This window comes from Mesorhizobium sp. M1D.F.Ca.ET.043.01.1.1 (assembly GCF_003952385.1).
Lineage (GTDB): Bacteria > Pseudomonadota > Alphaproteobacteria > Rhizobiales > Rhizobiaceae > Mesorhizobium.
Window position 1 is genome coordinate 1,857,137 of sequence record NZ_CP034444.1, and the last position, 21,743, is coordinate 1,878,879.

Here is a 21,743-nt window from a genome sequence, read left to right on the forward strand (position 1 = left end):
GTCATTTGCCTTCGGAGAGTGAGATGGAGGTTCCGCCGCCGTGAGCCTCACCGGCGCGAACGGCGTGGGCGGTGGTCTGGACGCCGTGAGACAAGCGCTGGGATCGCTGCATGCGTTTGGCCCAGTCGGGCGGGCTTTGCGCCGTGACGCCGCCTTGGCCAGCGCGGTCGAACGATGGATCGTTGGCTGAGTTGGCGGCGCCTGCGACCGTTCCCATGGTCGACGAACCGCCGGTGACCTCAACGGCGGACTGTGTGCCGGACGCAAAGCTCGATTTCATCGATTGGCTGGCCCGCGCGACGGCGCGCTTGAGCGGCGAGGCCGCCGCCGACAAACCGGCGCTTGTAGCGCCGCCCATCCCGGAGGCGACGCCCGCTCCGCCGGTCTGGCCGGCGGAGCCGAGGGCATAGGCAGTCGACGCGCCGCCGGCGAGGAAAGAGCCGCCCCGCGCGGCGGAAGCTGCTCCTGAAAGAGCAGCCGCTCCACCTCGCGCCGCAAGACCGGCGGCGCCGCCGGCAACCAGCGCCATGCCGCCCGCGGCGAGCCCCGTCCCAACGGCGGCGCCCGCGCCAAGCTGCGGTCCGCCTGAGACGAGGCCATTGGCGATGCCCGGGCCGAAGATGCCGAGACCGAGCAAGGACAGCGCAGCGAGCACGATCGCCATGGCCTGGTCGATGGTGGGGCTCTCGCCGCCGAAGCCTTGGGTGAATTCGCCGAAGAGCGTCGAGCCGATGCCTATGACCACGGCAAGCACCAGCACCTTGATGCCGGACGAGATGACGTTGCCGAGCACGCGTTCGGCCATGAAGGCTGTCTTGCCGAACAGGCCGAACGGGATCAGCACGAAGCCGGCCAGCGTCGAGAGCTTGAATTCGATCAGCGTGACGAAGAGTTGCACCGCCAGGATGAAGAAGGCGAGCAGGACGAGCGCCCAGGCAAAGAGCAGGCAAGCGATCTGAATGAAATTTTCAAAGAAGGACACGTAGCCCATCAAGCCCGAGATCGCCTCGAGCAATGGCCGTCCCGCGTCGAGGCCGGTCTGCGCGACCTTGCCGGGGCGCAGCAGATCCTGGACCGAGAAGCCGGTGCCACTGGCCTTGAGGCCAAGCCCTGAAAAACTTTCGAAGACGATCCGGGCGAGACCGTTCCAGTTGGAAATCAGGTAGGCGAAGACGCCGACGAAAAGCGTCTTCTTGACGAGCCGCGCGAGGATGTCGTCATCGGCGCCCCAGCTCCAGAACAGCGCTGCGAGCGTCACGTCGATGACGATCAGCGTGGTGGCGACGAAGGCGACCTCGCCGCCGAGCAGCCCAAAACCACTGTCGATATAGCGGGTGAAGGTCGCCAGGAACTGGTCGATGACGCCGGTATTGCCCATGCTATCGGGCCTCCTGAGCGGCCGCGTTCGGAGACCGCGGGATGGCCGGCTCACCGGGCGCATTGGCGAAGGGCTGCCGCAACCCAAGGAAACGGTCGCGCTGCTCGGCCCACAACCGCGCACACCCGTCGTCGCTAAGAGCAGCATCGCCAAGAGCCTGGCAGCGGCGCAGCCCCTCGCGAAGCGGATCCGGCGTCGTGGACGCCGGCGCGACAGGCATCGCAACCGCCGACTTGTTCTCCTTCCGGCTCATCTCGAGCGCGGTCGCCGTGACGGCGACCGCGACGAAGATAACGGCTGCGATACGAGCGAGTGACTTGCCGTCCATCGCCATGACCCTCAACGATTGAACATCTGGACGTTGCCGGCCTGATAGCCGGAGCCGGGCGCCAGGAAGCGGCGGCGCTGCTCGCGGCCTTGGTCGGCGGCGGCGGCACGTTCGGCCTCGGTTAGCGCCTGGGCGCGGCCGTTGGCGGCGACGACGGCAGTCAGGTCCGCGAGCTGTTGGCCCTGCAGCGCAAGCAACTGGTTGCCGGCTTGCGTCGCCTGCAGCGCTCCGGTCGCCGACTGGCTGGCGCCGACCAGTGCCGACATCTGCGCCCGACTGGTGTCGATGTTTCCGACGACGCCGGCCTGGACGCGCATGGCATCCTGGAGCCCGCCGACCGTGTTTTGCCATCGCGAGCGCGCATCCGCGACCAACTGCTGGTCGGAAGTCGTGAGCGAGACGTTGCCGTATTGCTGCTGAAAGGCCTTGTCGACCTGCTGGACGTCGAAGGCGATGTTCTGCGCCTCACCGAGAAGCTGCTGCGTGCGCTGCACCGACTGCTGCAATTGCTGGAGCGAGGACAGGGGCAGGCTCGCAAGATTGCGGGCCTGATTGATCAGCATCTGGGCCTGGTTCTGCAGCGAGGTGATCTGATTGGTGATCTGCTGCAGCGATCGCGCGGCCGTCAGCACATTCTGCGAATAGTTCGATGGGTCAAAGACGATAAACGCATGCGCCGGCGCGGTTGCCAGCGGCGAGATTGAGACCGGCGCGGCGAGCATTGCCGCAACCAGCAGAAGCGCGCGCGAGCGGTATTGATGGACAATCATGGCTGAGGTTCCTTTTGTGCTTCGGGGATGGAGAGGTCGGGAATGAGATCGGCGGCCCAGCCGACGTTGCGGGCGCGCAGCCAGGCGGCAAGGAAGCCATCGCGGCCGTGCTCGGCAACGATGCTGGCTATCAGGGTCTGGTCAGTCTTCGACGACGCGGCGCAGAACGCGAGCCCGACCTCGGACAAGCCAAGCTCGAAGAGGCGGTTGCCGCGCCGGGACTGGCAGTAGTAGTCACGCTTGGGCGTCGCGCGCGCCAGGATCTCTATCTGGCGATCGTTGAGGCCGAACCGGCGATAGATCGCCGTGATCTGCGGCTCGATCGCGCGTTCGTTCGGCAAGAGCAGACGGGTCGGACAGCTTTCGATGATGGCCGGCGCGATGCCCGAATTGTCGATGTCGGATAGCGACTGGGTGGCGAAGACCACACTGGCGTTCTTCTTGCGCAGCGTCTTCAGCCACTCGCGCAGTTGCGCGGCGAAACCTTCGTCGTCAAGGGCGAGCCAACCCTCGTCGATGATAAGCAATGTCGGCCGGCCATCGAGCCGGTCGCCGATGCGGTGGAAAAGGTAGGACAGGGTGGCGGGTGCTGCTCCGGTGCCAACCAGGCCCTCTATCTCAAACGCTTGCACGGCCGCCGCACCGAGGTGCTCGGCCTCGGAATCGAGCAAGCGACCATACGGGCCCCCTATGCAGTAGGAGCGCAGGGCCTGTTTCAGGTTGTTGGCCTGCAGCAACACGCTCAGGCCGGTGATGGTGCGCTCGCCGGCCGGCGCGGAGGCGAGCGAGCTCAGCGCCGTCCAGATATGTTCCTTGGCTTCCGGATTGATGGCAACGCCTTCGCGCCCGAGGATCGCGACGATCCAGTCGGCCGTCCAGGCGCGTTCGTAGGTATTGTCGATCCTCGCGAGGGGCTGCAGCGAGACGGAGGCTTCCATGCCCTCCGTAAGCCCGCCTCCGAGATCGTGCCAGTCGCCCCCCATGGCGAGCGTTGCGGCACGGATCGAGCCGCCGAAGTCGAAGGCGAAGACCTGCGCCCGCGCATAGCGACGGAACTGCAAGACCATGAGCGCCAGCAGCACGGATTTGCCCGCGCCGGTCGGGCCGACGACCAGGGTGTGGCCGACGTCGCCGACATGCAAGGACAACCGGAACGGGGTCGAGCCTTCGGTCTTGCCGTAAAGCAAGGGAGGACGACCGAAATGCTCGTCCCGTTCCGGCCCCGCCCACACGGCAGAGAGGGGGATCATGTGGGCGAGATTGAGCGTCGAGATGGGCGGCTGGCGGACGTTGGCATAGGCATGTCCAGGCAGTGAACCGAGCCAGGCGTCGACGGCATTGACGGTTTCGACCATGGCCGTGAAGTCGCGACCTTGAATGACCTTCTCGACAAGGCGAAGTTTCTCATCGGCGAGGCGCGGATCGGCGTCCAAGACCGTGATGGTCGCAGTGACATAGGCCATGCCCGCGATCTCGGCGCCAAGCTCCTGCAAGGCCATGTCGGCGTCGACTGACTTGTTGGCGGCGTCGGTGTCGACCAGCACGGACGCCTCGTTGGTCATGACCTCCTTCAGGATCGCCGCAACCGACTTGCGTTTTGCAAACCATTGCCGGCGGATCTTCGTCACGAGCTTTGTGGCATCGGTCTTGTCGAGCAGGATCGCGCGAGTCGACCAGCGATAGGGAAAGGCCAGCCGGTTCAAATCATCGAGCAAGCCTGGCGTCGTGGCGGCGGGAAAGCCGACAATGGTGAGCACGCGAAGATGCTGATCGCCGAGGCGAGGCTCGAGCCCTCCGGTCAGGGATTGGTCGGCAAGCAGCGCATCGAGATAGACCGGGGTCTCCGGGACGCGCACCCGATGATGCCTGGTCGATATGGTGGCGTGCAGATAGGTCAGTGTCTCGCCGTCGTCGAGCCACCGGCATTCCGGCATGAAGCCGTCGAGCAAAGCGAGCACGCGATCGGTACGGTCGATGAAGGCACGTAGGATCTCATGAGGATCGACGCCAGATTGTTCGCGTCCCTCGTAAAGCCATTTCTCGGCGCGCGCGGCTTCTTCCGGCGGCGACAGATGGAGGAATGTGAGGAAGTAGCTCGATTCGAAATGCACCCCCTCCTCCTCGAAGTCGGCTTTGCGCTCGGCGTCGACAAGGGCGGACGCAGCATCGGGAAACTGGCTGTCGGGATAGGTCGCCGCCTCGCGCCGCTGCGCCTCGACGAAGATGCTCCAGCCGGACCCGAGGCGACGAAAGGCGTTGTTGATGCGCGCGGCCACAGCGACCAATTCAGCCGGGACGGCGGAATCCAGGTCCGGCCCGCGAAACATCGCGGTGCGCTGGAAGCTGCCGTCCTTGTTAAGCACCACGCCTGGCGCCGCTAGCGCTACCCATGGCAGGTAATCGGCAAGGCGACTGCCGGAACGGCGATATTCGGCAAGGTTCATCATGATGGCGCCCTCTCAAACCGACAGGTGACCGGGAATGCGCAAATGCCGGCGGCCGACTTCCACGAAGAGTGGATCGCGCCTGGCGGCCCACACCGCGGTGAAGTGCCCGAGCGCCCAGATGATGAGACCAACCAGCCACAGACGCAGGCCGAGGCCCACCGCGCCGGCGAGCGTGCCATTCAGGATCGCGATGGAACGCGGCGCGCCGCCGAGCAGAATGTGTTCGGTCAGCGCCCTGTGGACGGGGATGACAAATCCCGGCACCGCGTCGAGCTGTTCGAAAGCGGTTGCCATCAGATCAGAGCCCCGCCGCCGAATGAGAAGAACGACAGGAAAAAGCTTGACGCAGCGAAGGCGATGGAGAGGCCGAAGACGATCTGGATCAGACGCCGGAAGCCGCCCGAAGTATCGCCAAACGCCAGCGTCAGACCAGTCACGATGATGATGATGACCGCGATGATCTTGGAGACCGGACCCTCCACCGACTGAAGTATCTTCTCGAGCGGCTGTTCCCACGGCATCGACGAGCCGGCGGCGTGCCCTGCCGGCGCGAGCATGAGATTGATTGCCAGGGTCGCGGAGGCGATGGCCAGGCAACGGTAGCCGCGAGACAGAATGCGGATCATGAAGGATCTCCTGTGTTGTTGTGGATGGCTCGGGATGTGCGGTAATCGCCGTCGGAGCCAAGCCCGTCGACGCGAGCGAGCTCAGTCAGCCGCCGCGCCGAGCCGCGTCCGGACAGGACAGCGACGAGATCGATGGTTTCGGCGATCAGCGCGCGCGGGACAGTGACGACGGCTTCCTGGATCAATTGCTCGAGGCGGCGCAGCGCGCCGATGGCGGAGCCGGCATGAATGGTGCCGATGCCGCCGGGATGCCCGGTGCCCCATGCCTTGAGCAGATCGAGGGCTTCCGAGCCGCGCACCTCGCCGATGGGGATGCGGTCGGGCCGCAGGCGTAGCGACGAGCGGACCAGGTCGGAGAGCGTGGCGACACCATCCTTGGTGCGCATGGCGACAAGGTTGGGCGCGGCGCATTGCAGCTCGCGCGTGTCCTCGATGATGACGACGCGATCGGTCCCTCTTGCCACTTCGGCAAGCAGCGCGTTGGTCAATGTCGTCTTGCCGGTGGAGGTACCGCCGGCAACCAGAATGTTGGCGCGCGCAACGACCGCGGCACACAGCGCCGCGGCCTGTGCCGCGGTCATGATGCCCGCGGCCACATAGTCGTCGAGCGTGAAGACCGCGACGGCGGGTTTGCGTATGGCGAAGGCAGGCGCGGCGACGACAGGCGGCAGAAGGCCTTCGAAGCGCTCGCCGGTGTCGGGCAGTTCGGCCGAGACACGCGGCGAGCGCGAGTGCACCTCGGCGCCGACATGGTGGGCGACCAGACGTACGATGCGCTCGCCGTCGGCGGCTGACAGCACCTCACCAGTATCGGCCAGACCTTCGGAGAGTTGATCAACCCAGATGCGGCCATCCGGGTTGAGCATCACCTCGACAATCGTGGGATCGTCAAGGAGGCGGTTGATTGCCGAGCCCAGCGCGGTTCGCAACATTCGCGAACTGCGCTCGCGCCCCTGCCTTTCATTGTGCGAGTTATTCGAAACCGTCATCTGGTCCCCGATCTTTGGGCGGGAACAACTTTGACCGTCCCCGGGTGGGGATGATTAAAAGAGCCGGATTGCGGGCCGCTTCAACAAGTAAGTCGATGGCGTAGTAGTGCGGCGTGCAAATACAGGCGCACGGCGGAGGGACCGACGAGGCGCGATCTCGTCGCGGCCAGCCGGGCACTCGCCGACGGGATTTAGCTGAGGCTTTCGACACGTTCCGCAACGATGCGGCGTATCTCGGCGGCGACTTCGACGGCGGCGTGGTCGGCGGCGAAAGACGCCGGTACCGAGAGTTCGCCGGCGGCGGCGCCGACGGCGGCGACGAGGGCGTCAATGGCCTGGTCGGCCTCGCCAGCCTTGATTCCCGCCGTGGCGGCGAGAGCCTTGAAGTCGGCGCGGCGCAGCCGGTCGTCTTTGCCGTTTAGCTTGAGCGCGATGCGGTCACGCTCAAGGCGGGGAAAGACCCGCGTGGTCACCGCGTCGTAGAGCGGCGCCATGCGCACGCTGGCAAAGCGATTGCTGCCGGGCTCGGCGATCTTGAGCAGCGCGAGGTTCTTGAGGTGCATGTCGCCGTCGGCGATCAGCCAGGCGAAGACGGCGCGCTTCAGCACGACGATCAAGTCTTCTTCGGACGACGTCGACAGCGGGCGTAGCGCACGGGCGACGCGCTCGATCGTGCCGTCATACTTGGCCTCTGTCGGCACGGCGAGGACGGATGTGAAATCCTCGAGCGCCAGCATGCGGGTATCGTTACCGCTGCGACGAATGTCGAAGCGCTCGACAATGAGTGCCGGAGGCATACCGTCCGGCATGGGTACAAGCGCCATTGAAGGTGCCTCGAAGCCGGCCGAGGCGCCAAGCGTGAGCGACAAATATTCGACCACCGGCAGAATCTCGAAACCGCCCGTGCCGCCGGGCTTCAGGATATGCGTGAAGGGTTGGCCGGTGCTTGGCGACAAGACACCGTCATGGGCAAGAAACATTGGCGCCTTGATCTGGATACCAGACAGCCGCGGGGTATCGCTGCGGGCGAAGATCGCGGCGAGATTGCGCTCGAAGCTGTCTTTGAGCGCCCCGCTACCTGGCCCCTCGTAGCGTCCGGTGAAGACACCGTCGGTCGTGAAGCGCGCCAGTGGCGTGGTCAGCACGTCGGCCGGGAGCGTGGCAAGCTCGCGCGCATCATCGACAATGGTGATGTTCGACATATAGCGCTTACCCGACCTCAACAGCGCGCGTTCATCGCGATCCTTCAGCACGGACTCCAGCCATCCCTCTGGCAACAAGGCGGTGATGAAGGGCGGCAGGCGGCCAGGCGTGGTCTGGCGGATCAGCGGCGGGCCGTGCCATTCATGGGCGCGCCAGCGCCACTCGAATCCATCGTGGGCCAGATGGCCCATCGGCTCGCCGTGCCAAGCGACAACAAGATCGAGCGCCGCCTCATTGGTGGCCGCAGCGGCCACGGGGCCGCGGAGCAGGTAGCGCTCCGCCTGCTCGCCCTCATGGTACCACTGGTTTTCGCGAGCCAGTGTCCAGAGCGCGTCAGCGGCGGCTTGGGGCGTGCCGAACTCTTCGACGAGACGCTCGGCAATTTGCGTGCGCGTGGCATCGTCGATCGAGTTGGCGTGCTCGCTACGCAGCCGGAAGGCTTCGAGAAAGCGCTGACGGATGGACGAGACATTGACGCGAAACTCTCCCATTCCGTCATCGACGACGGCCGGGGCCACTGCCGGGTGGTCGGGGGCAATGTTCTGAATGATCTCGAGGCCGCGTATTCGTGTTCGCTGGCTGCGGCGTCCACTCATGAACAGGCGGCCGTCCCGGGTGGGGGCCAGCAGCACCGCGGTCGCAGCCGACAGATATGCCTGCGGATAGAGATAGTGAGCAATGCGGATCGCGTGGCGATGGACCATGGTGTCGATGTCGTCACTGTGGTCCACATAGATACCCCGCATCAGCTGCACCAGGCGCCCCTGCTGCGCGAGATAGTAAGTGCGTGCCTTGTCTATGGTTTCCCCGACGAGATGAAGCGCCATGGATTCTAACTTTCGCGTATTTCAGATACGGGAAAGTTAGAATTTTATCTCTGGTGTGTCAAATGTATTCGCACTTTCGCGTATCTGAAATACGCGAAAGTTAGAATCGGCACCGCGGTCAATACCCGTCCGCATGGACCCGACAGCGCAGGCCAGCGGTCGCCCAGGCCGAGCTTACCACCGGCAGGAACGGACGAAGCTGGACTCCCAGATATGTCCGATGTTGCCGCCGCCGGTCTATCCCACCGCAGCGTTCCAGCAGACCGGCATCATGCCGATGGCATGTCGCCACAGACCTCGCAACAAAAGTACGTACCCGGCTTCAGCGCGACTAGAGCTGCGTTGTCAGTCATGTGCCGGATCGACATCCTCGGAAATCTCCTGCCGCAGTTTCGGTCCCTTCGCCAGGCGCCTGCCCAAGGCCGCGACAAAGGCTTCGTAGCGTTCGGCCGCTTTGGCACGCGCTGCCTGGGCTGCGGGCTCGGGCAAGGCCGGCGTGGTCGCCAGCCAGAAGCGGACGAACACCGCCAGGGTCTCGATTGCGATGCCGACATCGCGTTCCTGCCGGGCCAGGCGGCGATCAACCTGATCGAGGCGTTTGGCGATCGCCGCCTCGCTACGCTCATCGGCATCCGGCGACAGGAACGAAGCGATCGCGGCCTCAGCGATCATGGACTGGGATTGATCCCGCCGCGCCGCATAGTCGGCGAGCATCATCATGATGGTCGGGTCGAGATAGACGGAGATCTGAACTTTCTTTTTTCGACCGGCCATGGCGCCTACAACTCCATGCCATCGTTGGGGTCGAGGGAGACCTGCCGCGCCACACCCCGCATGAGGCGAGCCAGGCGACGATTGCGGACGGCATCATCGTCATCCGCATCGTCGGCCGGGTCGATCTCGAACTCATTCTCGATCGGAGCCGCTTTCTCGACGGGCCGCACAAGGTTGAGTTCGTGTTGTTGGCGCCGTTCGGACTCAGTCGGATCTTCACCGTCCTGCCGGCGCGCGCCGCAAGCTTCGGCGACATCAGGGCAAGCCTGAATCGGCAGGCCGCTCCAGTCGTCAGGACGTGCGTTTTCGGATCGGGTCAGTTCGGGCGGCGAAAGGACGCGATCCCGAAAACGAACATCCTCATAGTATCGCGCCTTCTTCGCCCGGATTGGGGGCGCGCCCGCCACCATGACGATCTCATCGGTCGGCGGAAGCTGCATGATCTCGCCAGGGGTCAGTAGCTGGCGGGCGGTCTCTTGTCGCGACACCATGAGATGTCCGAGCCAGGGCGAGAGCCGGTGGCCGGCATAGTTCTTCATTGCCCGCATTTCGGTCGCCGTGCCGAGCGCGTCGGAGACACGTTTGGCAGTCCTTTCGTCGTTCGTGGCGAAGCTCACGCGCACATGACAGTTGTCGAGGATCGAGTTGTTCGGGCCGTATGCCTTCTCGATCTGGTTCAGCGACTGCGCAATCAGGAAGCTCTTCAGCCCGTAACCCGCCATGAAGGCCAGCGCGCTTTCGAAGAAGTCTAGGCGGCCGAGGGCCGGAAACTCATCCAGCATGAGCAGCAATCGGTGGCGGCTCGTCCTTGTCTGCAGCTCTTCCGTCAGTCGACGTCCGATCTGGTTGAGGATGAGGCGGATGAGCGGCTTGGTCCGATTGATGTCCGAGGGTGGCACGACGAGATAGAGTGTCGCGGGCTGCTTTCCGTCGACGATGTCGCTGATCCGCCAGTCGCAGCGCCTGGTTACCTCGGCGACGACGGGGTCGCGATAGAGGCCGAGGAAGGACATCGCGGTGGAGAGCACACCGGACCGCTCGTTGTCGGATTTGTTGAGCAGTTCGCGCGCAGCACTGGCGATGACGGGGTGTGCGCCGGTCTCGCCCAGATGCGCGGTCCTCATCATCGCCGCCAGCGTCGACTCGATTGGGCGTTTCGGATCGGAGAGGAAGGCGGCGACGCCGGCGAGCGTCTTGTCCTTCTCGGCATAGAGGACGTGTAGGATCGCGCCGACCAGCAGAGCATGGCTGGTCTTTTCCCAGTGGTTCCGCTTCTCGAGACTTCCTTCCGGGTCGACAAGAATGTCAGCAATGTTCTGAACATCGCGGACCTCCCATTCGCCGCGGCGGACCTCCAGGAGGGGATTGTAGGCAGACGATTTCGAATTGGTCGGATCGAAGAGCAGCACCCGGCCATGCTGAGCCCGAAAGCCTGCGGTGAGCTGCCAGTTCTCGCCCTTGATGTCGTGGACGAGCGCCGAGCCCGGCCAGGTCAGCAGCGACGGCACCACAAGGCCGACGCCCTTGCCGGATCGAGTTGGGGCGAAGCACAGCACGTGCTCAGGCCCGTCGTGACGGAGGTAGTGACGATCATAGCGCCCAAGCACCACACCATCGGCGCCGAGAAGACCAGCAGCTTCCACCTCTCGCCTGTCGGACCACCGGGCCGAGCCATATGTGTAAACGTTCCTGACTTCACGAGCGCGCCACACCGACATGCCGATCGCGACGACGATCGAGAGGAAGCCGCCGGAAACGGCGATCAGTCCGCCTTCGACGAAGAGGTTCTGGGCGTAGGCGTCGTAGAAGTACCACCACCAGAACAGAGCGGGCGGATAGTAGACGGGCCAGCCGGCGAGCTGGAACCAGGGCGGGCCAAGCTGGGGCTGGAAGCCCAGCCTCCATGCGGTCCATTGCGTCGCCGCCCAGCTTGTCAACAACACGATCAGGAAGACAGTGAGTATCTGTCCCCAGAGGATTTTCGTGGCGGACATGGCATAGTCCTCTTTTCCTGTTCTTCTTCCTGTTGTCAGAGACCGAGCCCGCGCTTGCGGCCAAAGCTCCAGTCGATTCCGCTGTCACCGCGAGCCACACCGGAGACGTGCTGGCCGAGATGCTTTTCAAGCGAGGGAGTCCAGGGAACCAGTTGGAAGCCAAGACCGTCGTCGATCATTGCGAAACGGCCGGACGCGAGGGACAACCGCTGGCGATAGGCGCCAGCGATAAAGTCGCCTGAGCGAGCTCGGTTGAACGGCTGCCCGGTCTCGGCTGCGAGTTTCCCACCAACAAGCTTGAGTTCTCTGCGGCGCAGCGTCTCGATCAGGTCGCGGCTGAAAACAACGCGTGCGCCTTGACGCTTCGCGAGGCCTTCGCCGACCAGGTAGTCGGCCCGCAGTTCCATCGCGCGATGAACCTCAGCGCCGAAGCCACCTGCGCTCAAGGCGGCAGGCTCGCGAGCGATGGCCTGGCGATCTAGCCAAGTTGCTCCGGCTGCGGTGACCTGCGCATGCAAGTCAAGATCGGAGCGGACGGCGAGCGCAACCCGCTGTCGGCCCCGCGCGTCATCGAACTTCCGCAGCTCGACGATCGAGCCCAGCGGGCTGTCGCCAGCTGCCTCCAGATCGGTAAGTCTGATGTGGTGGGTGCGTCCGTCGACGCCGTCGACCACGGCATAAGCCGTCCCGCTCAGTTCATCATCGAGCCCGCGGTCGACCAGCCGGCCGACAATGGGTGTATCGAGACTTTCGGCTGCCAACACGTAGTTGGCTGAGCCGCGCTCGATTCCTCGCCCAGTCAACGCGCGATTCATGCGCTTTATGATGTCGCCACGCTCGCCGAGTTCGCGCAACGTTGCTTCAGCGCGGTCGTCGAGGACCCATTGGCCCGGGCCGACCTGATCGGCGAGACCAAACGCTTCGAGCTTGCGCAGACGCCCGATTTTCAGCGCGTGATATTCGTCCGGCTGCGTATGAGGGCGTGGGGCCAGATCGATGACACCAGTGTCGCGGCTGTCGCGAAGCAACTGGCGATCGAGCTGCGTCCAGCGTTCGGACTGAATCTGGCTCTCGAGCGCGCGGCGGATGTCGAGATCGGTTCGCGGCCCCAGTTCCTGAGTGATAAGGTCGCGAGCCCGGTCTCGCATCCCTTCCTTGATGTAGTCGCGCGAGATGACCAGATCCTCGCCATCGTCGCGCAAACCGCGCACGATCAGATGAACATGGGGATGTTCGGTGTTCCAGTGATCGACGGCGGCCCAGTCGAGTCGCGTGCCGAGGTCCTTCTCCATCTGCCCGACCAGATCGCGGGTAAAGGATTTGAGGTCCGCCATCTCGTGGGCATCGTCGGGAGAGACGATGAAACGGAAATGGTGCCGATCTTCCGCGACGCGCGCCGCGAAGGCCTCGCCGTCGGCGTCACCCTGTGCCGGACCGAACAACCTCGCCTTCTCTCCGTCCCGGGTGACTCCCTCGCGACGCAGATAGTCGAGATGGGTAGCGAGTGGCGTCGCCCGGAAGGAATGACGGAGGACGCGGGCTTTGACGACGGCGCCGCGCGATCGTGAGGTGATCAACCGATTTGCCTGGATGCTGGCGCGCTGACCGTGACCAAACCGGGAGCGGTTACCGGAAACCACACGGCCCGAGCGAGAGACGCCTCCGCCAGCCTTTTTCGCCGCCGCCAGCGCCTGGGCGATGAAGGGCCGCCCAGCTTGAGCGCGGGTCGAGCGGATGCGGCCTGGCCGAATGCGAAATGTGCGCTCATCGACCATGGCGTTGTCCCGCAATGTGGGAAAATGGACCGGAACACAAGACTTCTGGCGTTTGGCGCACATTGCCCGGAGGGGCCGCAATGTGCGCCGCAGGCGCGAAAACCTGGCAAACCCTCTCCGCCGACCGACGTGCAATGTGCGCGCTTTTATCCTGCCATCGCTCGGTCGTATCGCCCGCGCCTGCCCAACCCGCTCGCCATGGCACGATGGAGCACGAATTGACACGAAGGACGCTGAAGCGGCTCATGGCGCAGACCCGTCGAGTACTTCGTGCATCAACAAGCCGCTAGCTTGGGGTGCCTTGGCTTGCGCAAATCCCGCCAAAGGGGCATCCCCACGCGAGCGACGGGGCTGCATCAAACCGCCGGTCAGCCTGCCATTCGCTGGCAAAGCGAACAGCGGTGCCCGTCTCCAGTCAGGTGAGACGGAGGCGGCTGGGCTGAGAGCTTTCCTTGCACCATGGTTGTCGATTGCGGATGCAACGACAGCGACATAGGCAAGGGTTTCGAGAGGCAGCCGTCTGCCTTGCAACGACGCTTCGTAGCGTCCAGGGCCAGCATTATAGGCGGCAATCCAGCCGCGTGATCCGAAGCGGTCAACCAACTCGCGGATATAGGCCGAGCCAGCGATGATGTTGTCGTGCGGGTCGTAGGGATCGCTGCCGAGCTGATACCGGGCGCGCAGATCGGACCAGGTGTCGGGCACGATCTGCATCAGCCCCATGGCACCCTTGCGCGATGTCGCGCGTTGATCGCCTGCGCTTTCGGCGCCAAGGACGGCGCGGATCCAGGTCGGCGGTAGGCGGAAGCGCTTCGCCGCTTCCGCGATATGGGTCTCGTAACGACCGCGCGTCGTCGGTATGACGGCCGGCGAGCTCTGCGCCGGCGCAGTAGCTGGAATAATGCAACTGACGAGGAGCCTGCCAAGCAAAATGAGAACCGGGCGCCAGATTGCGCGAGGCAATACGTGCGTTCTCACTTTGCTCGTCGGCCGAAGGCGCGCCGACATCGCTTAGTCCTTCTCGGCGCGGTCGCGTTGGCGCGTCCATTGCAGAGACCAGGACTTCCTGTCGTCGCCGTTCTGAAACAGGTATGCGCGGATCGGCTGCGGGAATGTCGGGTCATCTATCTGCAGCGATACGAACTCGCCGGCTTTCTCGCTGGAGTGTTTCCAACCGGCGCCGATTGTGCTGCCGTCTTCGCCGCCGGCGTGCACGCGAAAGTCGGGCGCATTGTCCGCATCGCTCGCTTCGGCCGCGACGATCACGACTTCGAGGTCAAGATTTAGCGTGCGAATTCTCCCCGAATACCCGGTCTGGTGGCGAATAAATTCTCCGATCTGCGGCATATGCTTTCTCCTATCTTTGTTGTGGGCGGTGACAATTGACGGCCCGAAAGGGTGCCGCCGATGGCGCGCTCACGCGCCGATGGAAGCGGCCGTCGCCCTGCTCGTCGGTCCACAGCGGGACCGCTCGGCCGATGATGTGATCGGTCGAAACGAGGCCGAAGTAGCGGCCATCGAGGCTGTCGCGGACCTGGCGGTTCATGAAGAAAAGGGCGCCGACCGGGATGCGTAGGCAGCCTTGCCAGGTCGGCAGACCGCGGCCGAGGTGATCGCGCTCGAGCGCAACGCCCACGTCAGAGCCATCGACCGCGATCGTGAACCTGTTGCGGCACACGGTCTGACCGGAGATTGCAAGGATATGCTTCAGCAGCAGCACGCCCTTCGGCAGATAGCCGCGCTCGGCAAGGAATGTTGCAAGCGGCTCGGGCGGTCCCACCGCAACGAGATCGCCGACCGAAAAAGAACCTGCGCTGTCGATGCGGTAAAGGCCGATCGGTGCGCTGGCCGACGCATTCCAGACAAACTTCGGCGGGAATGGCTTGAGAACGGGGCAGAGCGTACCCATCGTCGCAACTGCCGTCACGAGGACAATCGGTGACCGCATCATTGCTGGACCCGCCGACGAAGGAGGTAGGCCCTGTGGAGATCCAGCGTATAAGTACGAGGCTCCTGCCCGACCGTCATGCGGTTGTGGACGTGCCGCCAGTGATCGGGTGAGACCGCTCCCGGCGCGATGCCGAGTTGCTCGATGCCATCGATCGTCTGCAGCACGCGCTCGACCTTCGGCCAGCCTTGAGCCGTGAGCAGAAGGTCACCGCCAGGCCGCACGAATGGCAGCGTCTGATGGGCTTCGCCCTCCGCGACCGCGCGCACGATATCGAGGCGCGAGATGATCGTGCCATAGTCGTTCGCCGCCCATCGGACGAAAGCGAAGATGCCACCGGGACGAAAGGAGACGATGCGCCGACGTCGATCGAGAACCTTCTCCCGAGCGACCGAACCGAAGCGGATCCAGTACTCGATCTTCTTCTCGACCCAGGTCAGCTCGACATGAGTTAAGCATTCGCCGGTGATAGCACCTGGCGCCGATCGGCCCGAATGGAAGTAAACGACGGTGCCCAATGGCCTGTCTCCTGATCTTGTGGAAAGCAGCCGCGATGCGTGATTGGAGATGCGCCACGGCGAGCATCAGCGGTGCGTTTGCATAACTTGAGTGCAACTAGCGCCCATAGCGTCCGCCCGGCGCGAAAGCCGCCGGCGGATGGCGCTTGGCAGGCAGCACGGAACCGCGTGGGTCGGAGGTCGAAGTGACCGCGCCGCGCTGAGCCCATGCCTGAAGGTCGTCAACGGCATAGACGACGCGGCCGCCAAGTTTGCGGTAGGCGGGACCTGTGCCGTAGGTGCGGTGCTTTTCGAGCGTGCGGGAAGACAGGCTGAGGAACTCGGCGGCTTCCTTGGTGCGCAGAAAGCGCGGCGGCAAAGCGGCTAGATCCGGGCGCATTTGTCGGGCCTCCGTGGGTTTTCGGTGAGCCGCCGGCGTTCGGCGGCGGATGGCGATCACGGTGGCGTAAAGGTGGCTTCGCGAGGGATGGGGAAGATTTGGGGACCTGAAATTGCCACCCCGAGGCGCTAGGCGCGCAGACGGTGGCGCAGCAGTTGCAGATAGCCGCCGGCAATCAAGTTTCCGCCGCCTTTGACCAGCCCGATCACGGTGTCGCGAAGCGACGATGTTTTCCACGGATTGGAGGCGACACGCCCTGCCCCATAGAAGGCGGTCGCGATTTCACGGTAGCTGGCGCCGTTCGTGCGACCGTCGGCCGCCTGCATCATCAGGCGCAGGCGGCGCCTCTGCTGAACCGTCATGCGTGTATCAGGCGCCACCGGCCGGCCGTGACAGGAGCGCCAGAAACGAACCAGAGCCTCGACCCGCCCGAGCGTTTGGGAATCAAGCGGGATCAAAGCCGTGAGGGACCGGCTCGCCGCGCTGCCGGGAAGGAGGAGAAGCTGTGTCGCGATCCCACCATTCCGGATGGCATGAAATCCCTGCGGACTCTCGCGCGGCGTGCCGAACTCAACGGGCGTTGTGGGGGATACGCATGACAGGAAATCCGGCGATGGCATGAGGGTTACCACCGCGGGATCTGCAAGCGGTGACCACAGAACCTCTTGCATCAATGCGGACAGGTCCGGCCGGGCCGCGAAATCGCAACCCCCAGCGTGCCTGTGCTTCGGTTGAGAGGGGATCCTGCTCGGTTCCCTCATGCACCAGTGCCAGATAGTGCTGCTGATAAGCGTCTGAGCGGCGCAGACATTCCCAAGCCATGCCTTCGATGGGCAGGTCGTCGAAGAAGTCGTAACTTTTATTGTTTCGCCAATGCGACGTGTCGGGCTTCATCGGGCACTCCTCGCTAAAACTGCAGGTTGTGCGCGAATCGATTCCCGGCTCTGGTGAATGGCGGAAGACCCCGAAGACGCATCGGGTGATGCTCCTTCAGCATCACCCTGCAAATTTTCACTAGATGTCAGTTTGGCGCAGAAGGTGACGGTACCCAGTGCGCGTCATCCAGCGCGCCCGCGCCAGGTGGCTATCGTAGACATTTCGAGCGCGCTGCGGCTCCTTTGCCGGGTCGATGCCGAAGAGAACCTTGACCACCTCGCGCCAATCGGCGCCGTCGGCGTCAGCATCGAACAGGCGCATGTAGAGCTTAACGTGGCTACGATCATAGTCTGTGAGTTCGTCGCCCGTGGGAGCGGTATCGTCGAACGGCTCGATCATGATTTTGCACTTCCCCAACATCCCATGCGTAAAACACAAATCTTACAGATGTCACGTCGGCGCCGGAGGAGGCTCAAGGAGCATCACGCGATGCTGTCCTGGCATCGCTCGCGCTTGCGCGGTTCAGTTCCAGTGGGGACTTGAGGTTCCGCCCGGTTGGCCCGGGCGGAACCTGTTTGCCGCCTATTCCGCGTTGCGGCGGCTCGGGCGGGACCAGATCAGGCTGTAGCCCTCGCCGTCTTCGTCGTCGAAGAGGTTTGCGAAGATCGGGGCGGTGAAGCTCGGATCGTCGAGCTTGAGGCCTAGATAGTTGCGGCCCTCGTTGGACTGCTTGGCCCAGGCCGCGCCGATCTCTGCTCGGCCGACGAAGACACGGTGGCTGGGGGCGTTCTCGCCGTTGGCGCGGGTTTCGGGGACGATGCGGACGCCGCGGGCCTGGACGCTGAGCGTGACGATTTCGCCGGTGAACTCGTTGCCGGACTTCTTGAAGGTGCCGATGGTAGCCATGATGGTTCTCCTTGATCCTGTCTGTTTTCGAGCCGCACCATTGCGGTCTCGATGGTGGTCGGTAGGTCGAAGGCGATCGTCGGCGCACCCAAAGGGCCGAAGCGGAGCGGAGGATGGCGTGGGAATGACTTTGTTGTTTCGCGAGGAATGACGGCGCAGCCGTCAGGGGAAGAAAGTCGTGAGCTGCCATTGCGACACCGACGATCGAGGCAAACGCCGGCCTTCAGACCAGAAACACCAATCGATGAGACCGCTTCGGTGTGCTCGCGACGCTGGATCCAGGAAGCTTTGGCTGCCGTAACCGACCGTCTCGGCAAGTGGCACTCTCACGATCAGTACGCTCGCTCAGCCCCGGGGCACGCATGCTCGCCTCCCCGATGAGTGCCTTGCGCGTGGCGCCGGTAGCGAGTTACTTCGGCTCGCACCGCAGAATTCGCTGTCGGTCGCGACCCATCGGGCGTGCCAGTCAGCGCCTAACGAAACGCATCCGAGACCGCCAAACCCATAGCCAGCTTGAGGATACGGGCCGGTGAACCGTTGGTCGTGGTGTGTTCGAAGTGCCGTGCCTGGGCCCCAGGGAACGCCGGTTTGCCACTCGTGCCATCTGGGCTCGAACGTCGTGGTGATCTGAGGTCACGATGGCGCATCGGATGCGACGCGCCCGAAGCGGTGTCCAAGGGCACTATCGCTTCGAACGCCTCCAGCCGGCTGCCACTGCTTCCGCTTCTGAGCAGAACCACCTTTCGCCCTTGGCTTGGCTGATGACGGTGACGCTGTAATATTTCTGTCCGGGCACATGATAGATGCGTTCCCCGTCTGCCGAAATGTTGCCCTTGATGTTGCAGCCGGCGTTGCCGAAGGCGAAACAGGCGTTGACGGTACCTGCACATCATCGCTGTGCTGCACTCGCCAATCCCAGGGCGTCTGGAAGTTGCCAACCCATAATCCCAGCTTCGCTGCTTGCGCTTTGCCCTGTTGCGCAGCATAGCCGCCGTTGCTGTATTTCGGCCAGTCCAGAGCTTGCCCCTGCTCGACCATCCAGGCGGCCACGTCGGTTCCATCCGCCCGCGTGCAGGTGCCGACAATGCGCCCGTAGCGGTCCCATGTCACGAATGCGCATTGCACCGGCCTGGAGGCTGCCAGGAATTTGTCCAGCGCTTCGGGAACGACGGCCGCAGGGATATTCGAAGCCTTTCGCGTCGTCGCAATATTGACGGCTCTCCGGCGCGTCGATGCCGTTGAAGCGCACGCGCTGGCCGTGGATCTCGATCGTGTCGCCGTCGATCACCGAGGCGACGCCGGCGATCGATACCGGCCTCGGTTTGATGATTTTCTGCAGGTTGATTTCCGGCAGCGGCCCGCTGTTGTGCAGAACGAATTGCGTGACCAGGGCGGAGACCGCGGCGACCGTTACAAGCACGAGCCGAAGCGGCGCGCCTGCCAATCGCGCGCCCCGACAGCGCTTTGCACCAGCGGGCCTCATTTGGGGGTGAACAACTTTTTGAGAAGGCCCCAGAAGCTAGCCCTTTCCGTTTGATACCAGCCGCTTGCCTGTAAAATCGGGCAAAAGTGGCTCGAAGCATATAGGTTAGGTCGCGTCTGTAAAACGGTCGAAGCGGATCGCGCGACGTCTCTCGGCCGCGAACGTGCCCACAAATGATTGAAGGTCCTCGGCAGATTCCTATACGCCGATCGCGCAACGCTGCAATGCCGGCGGCGATTGACACCGCGCCGGGACTTTCGGCACGCAGTTGCTCGAGCGCGGCAACATTGTCAGACACAGCCGGCTCCAATGTTCGCATAGATCGCGCCGCAGATGTTCTTGACGTCGAACGGCTTGGCGTCGACGCGCTGGCACCCATGTCGCCAGGCGATCTCGTCGAGCAGCAAGTCAAGGCGCGATCGCCGCCAGCAGCCAGCATCTTAGCTTTATCTTATTTGGCGCGCATGCCGCGCTTCTCGCGGTTGACGATGCCGCTCCCGCCTCGGTCAGGAAAGCAACAGCCCGGCCAACAGAACAGTCAGGGCAAGCGAAGCGGGTACGGCGAGAAGCCATCGAGCTTCCAGGACACTGTTCCGAGGGTCTTGCATATCCTTCGCTCCTACCAGGCCGCTCCAGCGCATACCTCTCATCAAGCGCTGGAGCCTCCGCTTGCGCTCAACCGCCGTTAGCGGGAGCTGCCAGCATCCGGTCAACGGAGCTCTATTTATTCGTTCCGGTTACGGGCACGCAGTCGACCGCCAGCTGCGACCGAAGTCCCGTCACCGCGCGCATAGGTCCATATCGTGAAACATATAGCCCACTATCCTCATTGCCTTCCGGACTGGCGATTTATGAGTCCCTTTATCGCCGGTCACAGTTGCCAGTCACCCGCTGCCTCCTGCGATGCAGCGGGTGACTGGCGATCATTTTTTATGACTTGGCGCCTTGGATGAACGGGGGACCAATGAACAAGCAACCATGGAAGTGGTCGGTTGAGATCGAGGAACTCGCAAATAGGCATTATGTGCGCGTCATCGAGGACGGCGCGGTAAGCATCAAGGGCTTCCGTTCTCAAGCAGATGCAAAAGCCTTCGCCAACAGCGAACGCGCGAGGCTCGGGCTTGATACGCCTCTTAAAAAATAAGCCCGGCCATCAACGCCCGGCGAGGAACAACCTCTCTCCCTTCGGCGTGGCGGTAAGTCTGGTGATAGCAGGGCGATGTGCCTACGCGCTCACGATTTCCCAACCTGCGCCGTCTCTGGTGCAGACGCCGGTTGCTCGTTGTGAGTCCTTCCTTTTGATGTTGAAGTCCCACGAGCGCGCATCGGCATACAAAGCCATCGGCGCGATCGAACAGGTCGATCCTACGAAGGTGACGATTGAGTTCGAGATGCGGAACAAGGCCCACGCTCCTGGCCGATCGATCGGGTCCTGCGAATTCGATCGAGATCGGCGCCATATCACCTTCTTTACCTTGGACGGGCGGCGCAGCCAGATCGACTAAAACCTTGCGGCGCTTGCGTGCCTATGGGCAAGGCGTCCACCCCTTCCTCCTTTCCGGCGTCACCGCATGGCTTGTGAACTGCAGATTCCGGTCATCGCGGCCGGCGGCGCGGCACTCGTGGCAGAAGATCACCTTGATCAGATCCCAGTGCATCGCTCCATGATCCGGCCCGACCCGCCGCACCAGTTCGGCAACATCCAGGGTGGCCTTGCGCTTGCAGGTGAGGCAATCAACGGAAAGGCCGGTGCCGGCTTCGAGCTTCTTGCCGAGCGTGTCTTCTGAGAAGGGGAATTTCATCGCCATGGCGATCCTCGTGAATGGGGGTCGCCGCACCGGCGAGGATTATATTCCTGATTGCCGGCAGATTGCCAATAGGCTTTTGGGGACTGGCCAACTAGTTCGCTTCATCGGCGCTTCGGATTCCAACCAGGCGTCGGGAAGTGGATTTCGTGCGCCTGCTCTGTGGTTTTCGCTAACCGGGGATCGGTCCATGAAACACGGCCCTCTGCCTCACGGTGGCGGGCCTTAGCTTTGCCGGAACTATCTTCTGAGGTCGGCCGTTGAGCGACCGACGTAAGGAGGAAGCCAATGCCGGATGCAAGCGACGAATCAACGCCGAGCATGAATCAGCGCGAAGCTCAGGAGGCGCTAGAGAAGCAAGTTGCGCAGTTGAAACGCGAGATCAACAAGATCAAACGGACGCTGGCCGAGCGCGCCGAAGAAGTTGGAGAAGAGGCAGCAGGCTGGTATGAAAGCGCTGCCGATGGCGCCGGCCGGACTGCTCGGGCGCTCCGGACCGGGGTTCAGTCGGTTTCGGGAGCCGTCCAAAATAATCCTGGAACGGTTTCAACGGCCTTCTTTCTCGGCGCCGCGTTGGGATTGCTGCTGGGGCTTACCCTCAGTGATCCTAATGGAACTGGCCGAGATCATTGGTTCTATAACCGAGCGAACGGTTAAAAGCCCGGCTGCTTCGGTGGCCGGGCTTTTTCGTAACCATCTTTGTGACTGGACGGAGCG

General features: G+C 63.5%; 26 protein-coding genes. 4 read left to right on the plus strand and 22 right to left on the minus strand.

Annotated elements, in window-relative coordinates; all coding sequences use genetic code 11:
• Position 1: 1 nt before the first annotated feature.
• From trbL to EJ067_RS35210, 21 genes are all read right to left on the minus strand, one after another.
• Positions 2 to 1,378 (minus strand): P-type conjugative transfer protein TrbL, encoded by a 1,377-nt coding sequence (gene trbL / locus EJ067_RS09305; protein WP_126085661.1) that lies wholly within the window; start codon positions 1,376 to 1,378, stop codon positions 2 to 4.
• 1 nt (position 1,379) lies between these two features.
• Positions 1,380 to 1,706 (minus strand): putative entry exclusion protein TrbK-alt, encoded by a 327-nt coding sequence (gene trbK-alt, locus EJ067_RS09310; protein WP_126085662.1) that lies wholly within the window; start codon positions 1,704 to 1,706, stop codon positions 1,380 to 1,382.
• An 11-nt stretch (positions 1,707 to 1,717) separates the two neighbouring features.
• Positions 1,718 to 2,476 carry a P-type conjugative transfer protein TrbJ gene (gene trbJ, locus EJ067_RS09315; protein WP_126085663.1) on the minus strand — a complete coding sequence of 253 codons (759 nt, stop codon included), beginning with the start codon at positions 2,474 to 2,476 and terminating at the stop codon, positions 1,718 to 1,720.
• Positions 2,473 to 4,923 (minus strand): conjugal transfer protein TrbE, encoded by a 2,451-nt coding sequence (trbE, locus tag EJ067_RS09320; RefSeq protein WP_126085664.1) that lies wholly within the window; start codon positions 4,921 to 4,923, stop codon positions 2,473 to 2,475. Before trbE ends, trbJ begins: the two co-directional genes overlap by 4 nt.
• A 12-nt stretch (positions 4,924 to 4,935) precedes the next feature.
• Positions 4,936 to 5,217, minus strand: coding sequence for a VirB3 family type IV secretion system protein (locus tag EJ067_RS09325; RefSeq protein WP_126085665.1), 282 nt, complete (start codon positions 5,215 to 5,217; stop codon positions 4,936 to 4,938).
• Entirely contained in the window at positions 5,217 to 5,549 is a 333-nt protein-coding gene (locus tag EJ067_RS09330; protein ID WP_126085666.1) for a TrbC/VirB2 family protein, read from the minus strand. Before EJ067_RS09330 ends, EJ067_RS09325 begins: the two co-directional genes overlap by 1 nt.
• Positions 5,546 to 6,538: a P-type conjugative transfer ATPase TrbB gene (trbB, locus tag EJ067_RS09335; protein ID WP_126085667.1), complete on the minus strand. Its 993-nt coding sequence runs from the start codon at positions 6,536 to 6,538 to the stop codon at positions 5,546 to 5,548. The genes EJ067_RS09330 and trbB overlap by 4 nt, the downstream gene beginning before the upstream one ends.
• A 191-nt stretch (positions 6,539 to 6,729) precedes the next feature.
• Positions 6,730 to 8,568 (minus strand): type II toxin-antitoxin system HipA family toxin, encoded by a 1,839-nt coding sequence (locus EJ067_RS09340; protein ID WP_126085668.1) that lies wholly within the window; start codon positions 8,566 to 8,568, stop codon positions 6,730 to 6,732.
• A gap of 345 nt (positions 8,569 to 8,913) precedes the next feature.
• A complete protein-coding gene (locus tag EJ067_RS09345; RefSeq protein WP_126085669.1) occupies positions 8,914 to 9,342 on the minus strand; it encodes a CopG family transcriptional regulator in 429 nt (142 codons plus the stop codon).
• Between the two features lie 5 nt (positions 9,343 to 9,347).
• Entirely contained in the window at positions 9,348 to 11,336 is a 1,989-nt protein-coding gene (locus EJ067_RS09350) for a conjugal transfer protein TraG (RefSeq protein WP_126085670.1), read from the minus strand.
• Positions 11,337 to 11,371: 35 nt separating this feature from the next.
• Complete coding sequence (locus EJ067_RS09355) at positions 11,372 to 13,111, minus strand: VirD2 family relaxase/mobilization nuclease (RefSeq protein ID WP_126085671.1); 1,740 nt, start codon at positions 13,109 to 13,111, stop codon at positions 11,372 to 11,374.
• Positions 13,112 to 13,354: 243 nt separating this feature from the next.
• On the minus strand, positions 13,355 to 14,119 hold the full coding sequence (locus tag EJ067_RS09360; RefSeq protein WP_126085672.1) for a lytic transglycosylase domain-containing protein: 765 nt from the start codon (positions 14,117 to 14,119) through the stop codon (positions 13,355 to 13,357).
• A 3-nt stretch (positions 14,120 to 14,122) separates the two neighbouring features.
• The gene (locus EJ067_RS09365) at positions 14,123 to 14,458 is read right to left on the minus strand and encodes a DUF736 domain-containing protein (RefSeq protein ID WP_126085673.1); all 336 of its coding nucleotides are present in this window, start codon (positions 14,456 to 14,458) and stop codon (positions 14,123 to 14,125) included.
• A 10-nt stretch (positions 14,459 to 14,468) separates the two neighbouring features.
• Positions 14,469 to 15,062, minus strand: a complete 594-nt coding sequence (locus tag EJ067_RS09370) for a S26 family signal peptidase (RefSeq protein WP_126085674.1) — start codon at positions 15,060 to 15,062, stop codon at positions 14,469 to 14,471.
• Positions 15,059 to 15,529 carry a DUF2840 domain-containing protein gene (locus EJ067_RS09375; protein ID WP_245468293.1) on the minus strand — a complete coding sequence of 157 codons (471 nt, stop codon included), beginning with the start codon at positions 15,527 to 15,529 and terminating at the stop codon, positions 15,059 to 15,061. The genes EJ067_RS09370 and EJ067_RS09375 overlap by 4 nt, the downstream gene beginning before the upstream one ends.
• A gap of 145 nt (positions 15,530 to 15,674) precedes the next feature.
• Positions 15,675 to 15,956, minus strand: coding sequence for a helix-turn-helix domain-containing protein (locus tag EJ067_RS09380; protein ID WP_126085676.1), 282 nt, complete (start codon positions 15,954 to 15,956; stop codon positions 15,675 to 15,677).
• Positions 15,957 to 16,084: 128 nt separating this feature from the next.
• Positions 16,085 to 16,627, minus strand: a complete 543-nt coding sequence (locus EJ067_RS09385; RefSeq protein WP_348639523.1) for a DUF2285 domain-containing protein — start codon at positions 16,625 to 16,627, stop codon at positions 16,085 to 16,087.
• Positions 16,527 to 16,850, minus strand: a complete 324-nt coding sequence (locus EJ067_RS35205; RefSeq protein WP_245468235.1) for a DUF6499 domain-containing protein — start codon at positions 16,848 to 16,850, stop codon at positions 16,527 to 16,529. Before EJ067_RS35205 ends, EJ067_RS09385 begins: the two co-directional genes overlap by 101 nt.
• 120 nt (positions 16,851 to 16,970) lie before the next feature.
• On the minus strand, positions 16,971 to 17,231 hold the full coding sequence (locus tag EJ067_RS09395) for a DUF2285 domain-containing protein (protein ID WP_126085678.1): 261 nt from the start codon (positions 17,229 to 17,231) through the stop codon (positions 16,971 to 16,973).
• Between the two features lie 183 nt (positions 17,232 to 17,414).
• Entirely contained in the window at positions 17,415 to 17,738 is a 324-nt protein-coding gene (locus EJ067_RS09400; protein ID WP_126085679.1) for a DUF736 domain-containing protein, read from the minus strand.
• A gap of 633 nt (positions 17,739 to 18,371) precedes the next feature.
• Positions 18,372 to 18,863: a thermonuclease family protein gene (locus tag EJ067_RS35210; RefSeq protein ID WP_348639524.1), complete on the minus strand. Its 492-nt coding sequence runs from the start codon at positions 18,861 to 18,863 to the stop codon at positions 18,372 to 18,374.
• Between the two features lie 22 nt (positions 18,864 to 18,885).
• Here EJ067_RS35210 and EJ067_RS35215 point away from each other — a divergent pair, with 22 nt between their 5' ends.
• From EJ067_RS35215 to EJ067_RS09415, 3 genes are all read left to right on the plus strand, one after another.
• Entirely contained in the window at positions 18,886 to 19,275 is a 390-nt protein-coding gene (locus tag EJ067_RS35215) for a hypothetical protein (protein ID WP_245468237.1), read from the plus strand.
• A 910-nt stretch (positions 19,276 to 20,185) separates the two neighbouring features.
• Positions 20,186 to 20,365: a hypothetical protein gene (locus EJ067_RS09410; protein ID WP_126085680.1), complete on the plus strand. Its 180-nt coding sequence runs from the start codon at positions 20,186 to 20,188 to the stop codon at positions 20,363 to 20,365.
• Positions 20,343 to 20,726, plus strand: a complete 384-nt coding sequence (locus tag EJ067_RS09415; protein WP_126085681.1) for a hypothetical protein — start codon at positions 20,343 to 20,345, stop codon at positions 20,724 to 20,726. Before EJ067_RS09410 ends, EJ067_RS09415 begins: the two co-directional genes overlap by 23 nt.
• Before the next feature lie 21 nt (positions 20,727 to 20,747).
• On the opposite strand, the gene EJ067_RS09420 is transcribed toward EJ067_RS09415, so the two are convergent.
• The gene (locus EJ067_RS09420) at positions 20,748 to 21,029 is read right to left on the minus strand and encodes a hypothetical protein (RefSeq protein WP_126085682.1); all 282 of its coding nucleotides are present in this window, start codon (positions 21,027 to 21,029) and stop codon (positions 20,748 to 20,750) included.
• Positions 21,030 to 21,314: 285 nt separating this feature from the next.
• Here EJ067_RS09420 and EJ067_RS09425 point away from each other — a divergent pair, with 285 nt between their 5' ends.
• On the plus strand, positions 21,315 to 21,683 hold the full coding sequence (locus tag EJ067_RS09425; protein ID WP_126085683.1) for a hypothetical protein: 369 nt from the start codon (positions 21,315 to 21,317) through the stop codon (positions 21,681 to 21,683).
• The last annotated feature ends 60 nt before the right edge of the window (positions 21,684 to 21,743 follow it).

Coding starts and splice junctions, on each gene's coding strand:
- trbL (WP_126085661.1), bottom strand. CDS start 1,378: ATGGGCAATACCGGCGTCATCGACCAGTTCCTGGCGACCTTCACCCGC.
- trbK-alt (WP_126085662.1), bottom strand. CDS start 1,706: ATGGACGGCAAGTCACTCGCTCGTATCGCAGCCGTTATCTTCGTCGCG.
- trbJ (WP_126085663.1), bottom strand. CDS start 2,476: ATGATTGTCCATCAATACCGCTCGCGCGCGCTTCTGCTGGTTGCGGCA.
- trbE (WP_126085664.1), bottom strand. CDS start 4,923: ATGATGAACCTTGCCGAATATCGCCGTTCCGGCAGTCGCCTTGCCGAT.
- EJ067_RS09325 (WP_126085665.1), bottom strand. CDS start 5,217: ATGGCAACCGCTTTCGAACAGCTCGACGCGGTGCCGGGATTTGTCATC.
- EJ067_RS09330 (WP_126085666.1), bottom strand. CDS start 5,549: ATGATCCGCATTCTGTCTCGCGGCTACCGTTGCCTGGCCATCGCCTCC.
- trbB (WP_126085667.1), bottom strand. CDS start 6,538: ATGACGGTTTCGAATAACTCGCACAATGAAAGGCAGGGGCGCGAGCGC.
- EJ067_RS09340 (WP_126085668.1), bottom strand. CDS start 8,568: ATGGCGCTTCATCTCGTCGGGGAAACCATAGACAAGGCACGCACTTAC.
- EJ067_RS09345 (WP_126085669.1), bottom strand. CDS start 9,342: ATGGCCGGTCGAAAAAAGAAAGTTCAGATCTCCGTCTATCTCGACCCG.
- EJ067_RS09350 (WP_126085670.1), bottom strand. CDS start 11,336: ATGTCCGCCACGAAAATCCTCTGGGGACAGATACTCACTGTCTTCCTG.
- EJ067_RS09355 (WP_126085671.1), bottom strand. CDS start 13,111: ATGGTCGATGAGCGCACATTTCGCATTCGGCCAGGCCGCATCCGCTCG.
- EJ067_RS09360 (WP_126085672.1), bottom strand. CDS start 14,119: ATGTCGGCGCGCCTTCGGCCGACGAGCAAAGTGAGAACGCACGTATTG.
- EJ067_RS09365 (WP_126085673.1), bottom strand. CDS start 14,458: ATGCCGCAGATCGGAGAATTTATTCGCCACCAGACCGGGTATTCGGGG.
- EJ067_RS09370 (WP_126085674.1), bottom strand. CDS start 15,062: ATGATGCGGTCACCGATTGTCCTCGTGACGGCAGTTGCGACGATGGGT.
- EJ067_RS09380 (WP_126085676.1), bottom strand. CDS start 15,956: ATGCGCCCGGATCTAGCCGCTTTGCCGCCGCGCTTTCTGCGCACCAAG.
- EJ067_RS09385 (WP_348639523.1), bottom strand. CDS start 16,627: ATGCAAGAGGTTCTGTGGTCACCGCTTGCAGATCCCGCGGTGGTAACC.
- EJ067_RS35205 (WP_245468235.1), bottom strand. CDS start 16,850: ATGAAGCCCGACACGTCGCATTGGCGAAACAATAAAAGTTACGACTTC.
- EJ067_RS09395 (WP_126085678.1), bottom strand. CDS start 17,231: ATGATCGAGCCGTTCGACGATACCGCTCCCACGGGCGACGAACTCACA.
- EJ067_RS09400 (WP_126085679.1), bottom strand. CDS start 17,738: ATGGCTACCATCGGCACCTTCAAGAAGTCCGGCAACGAGTTCACCGGC.
- EJ067_RS09410 (WP_126085680.1), top strand. CDS start 20,186: ATGAACAAGCAACCATGGAAGTGGTCGGTTGAGATCGAGGAACTCGCA.
- EJ067_RS09420 (WP_126085682.1), bottom strand. CDS start 21,029: ATGGCGATGAAATTCCCCTTCTCAGAAGACACGCTCGGCAAGAAGCTC.
- EJ067_RS09425 (WP_126085683.1), top strand. CDS start 21,315: ATGCCGGATGCAAGCGACGAATCAACGCCGAGCATGAATCAGCGCGAA.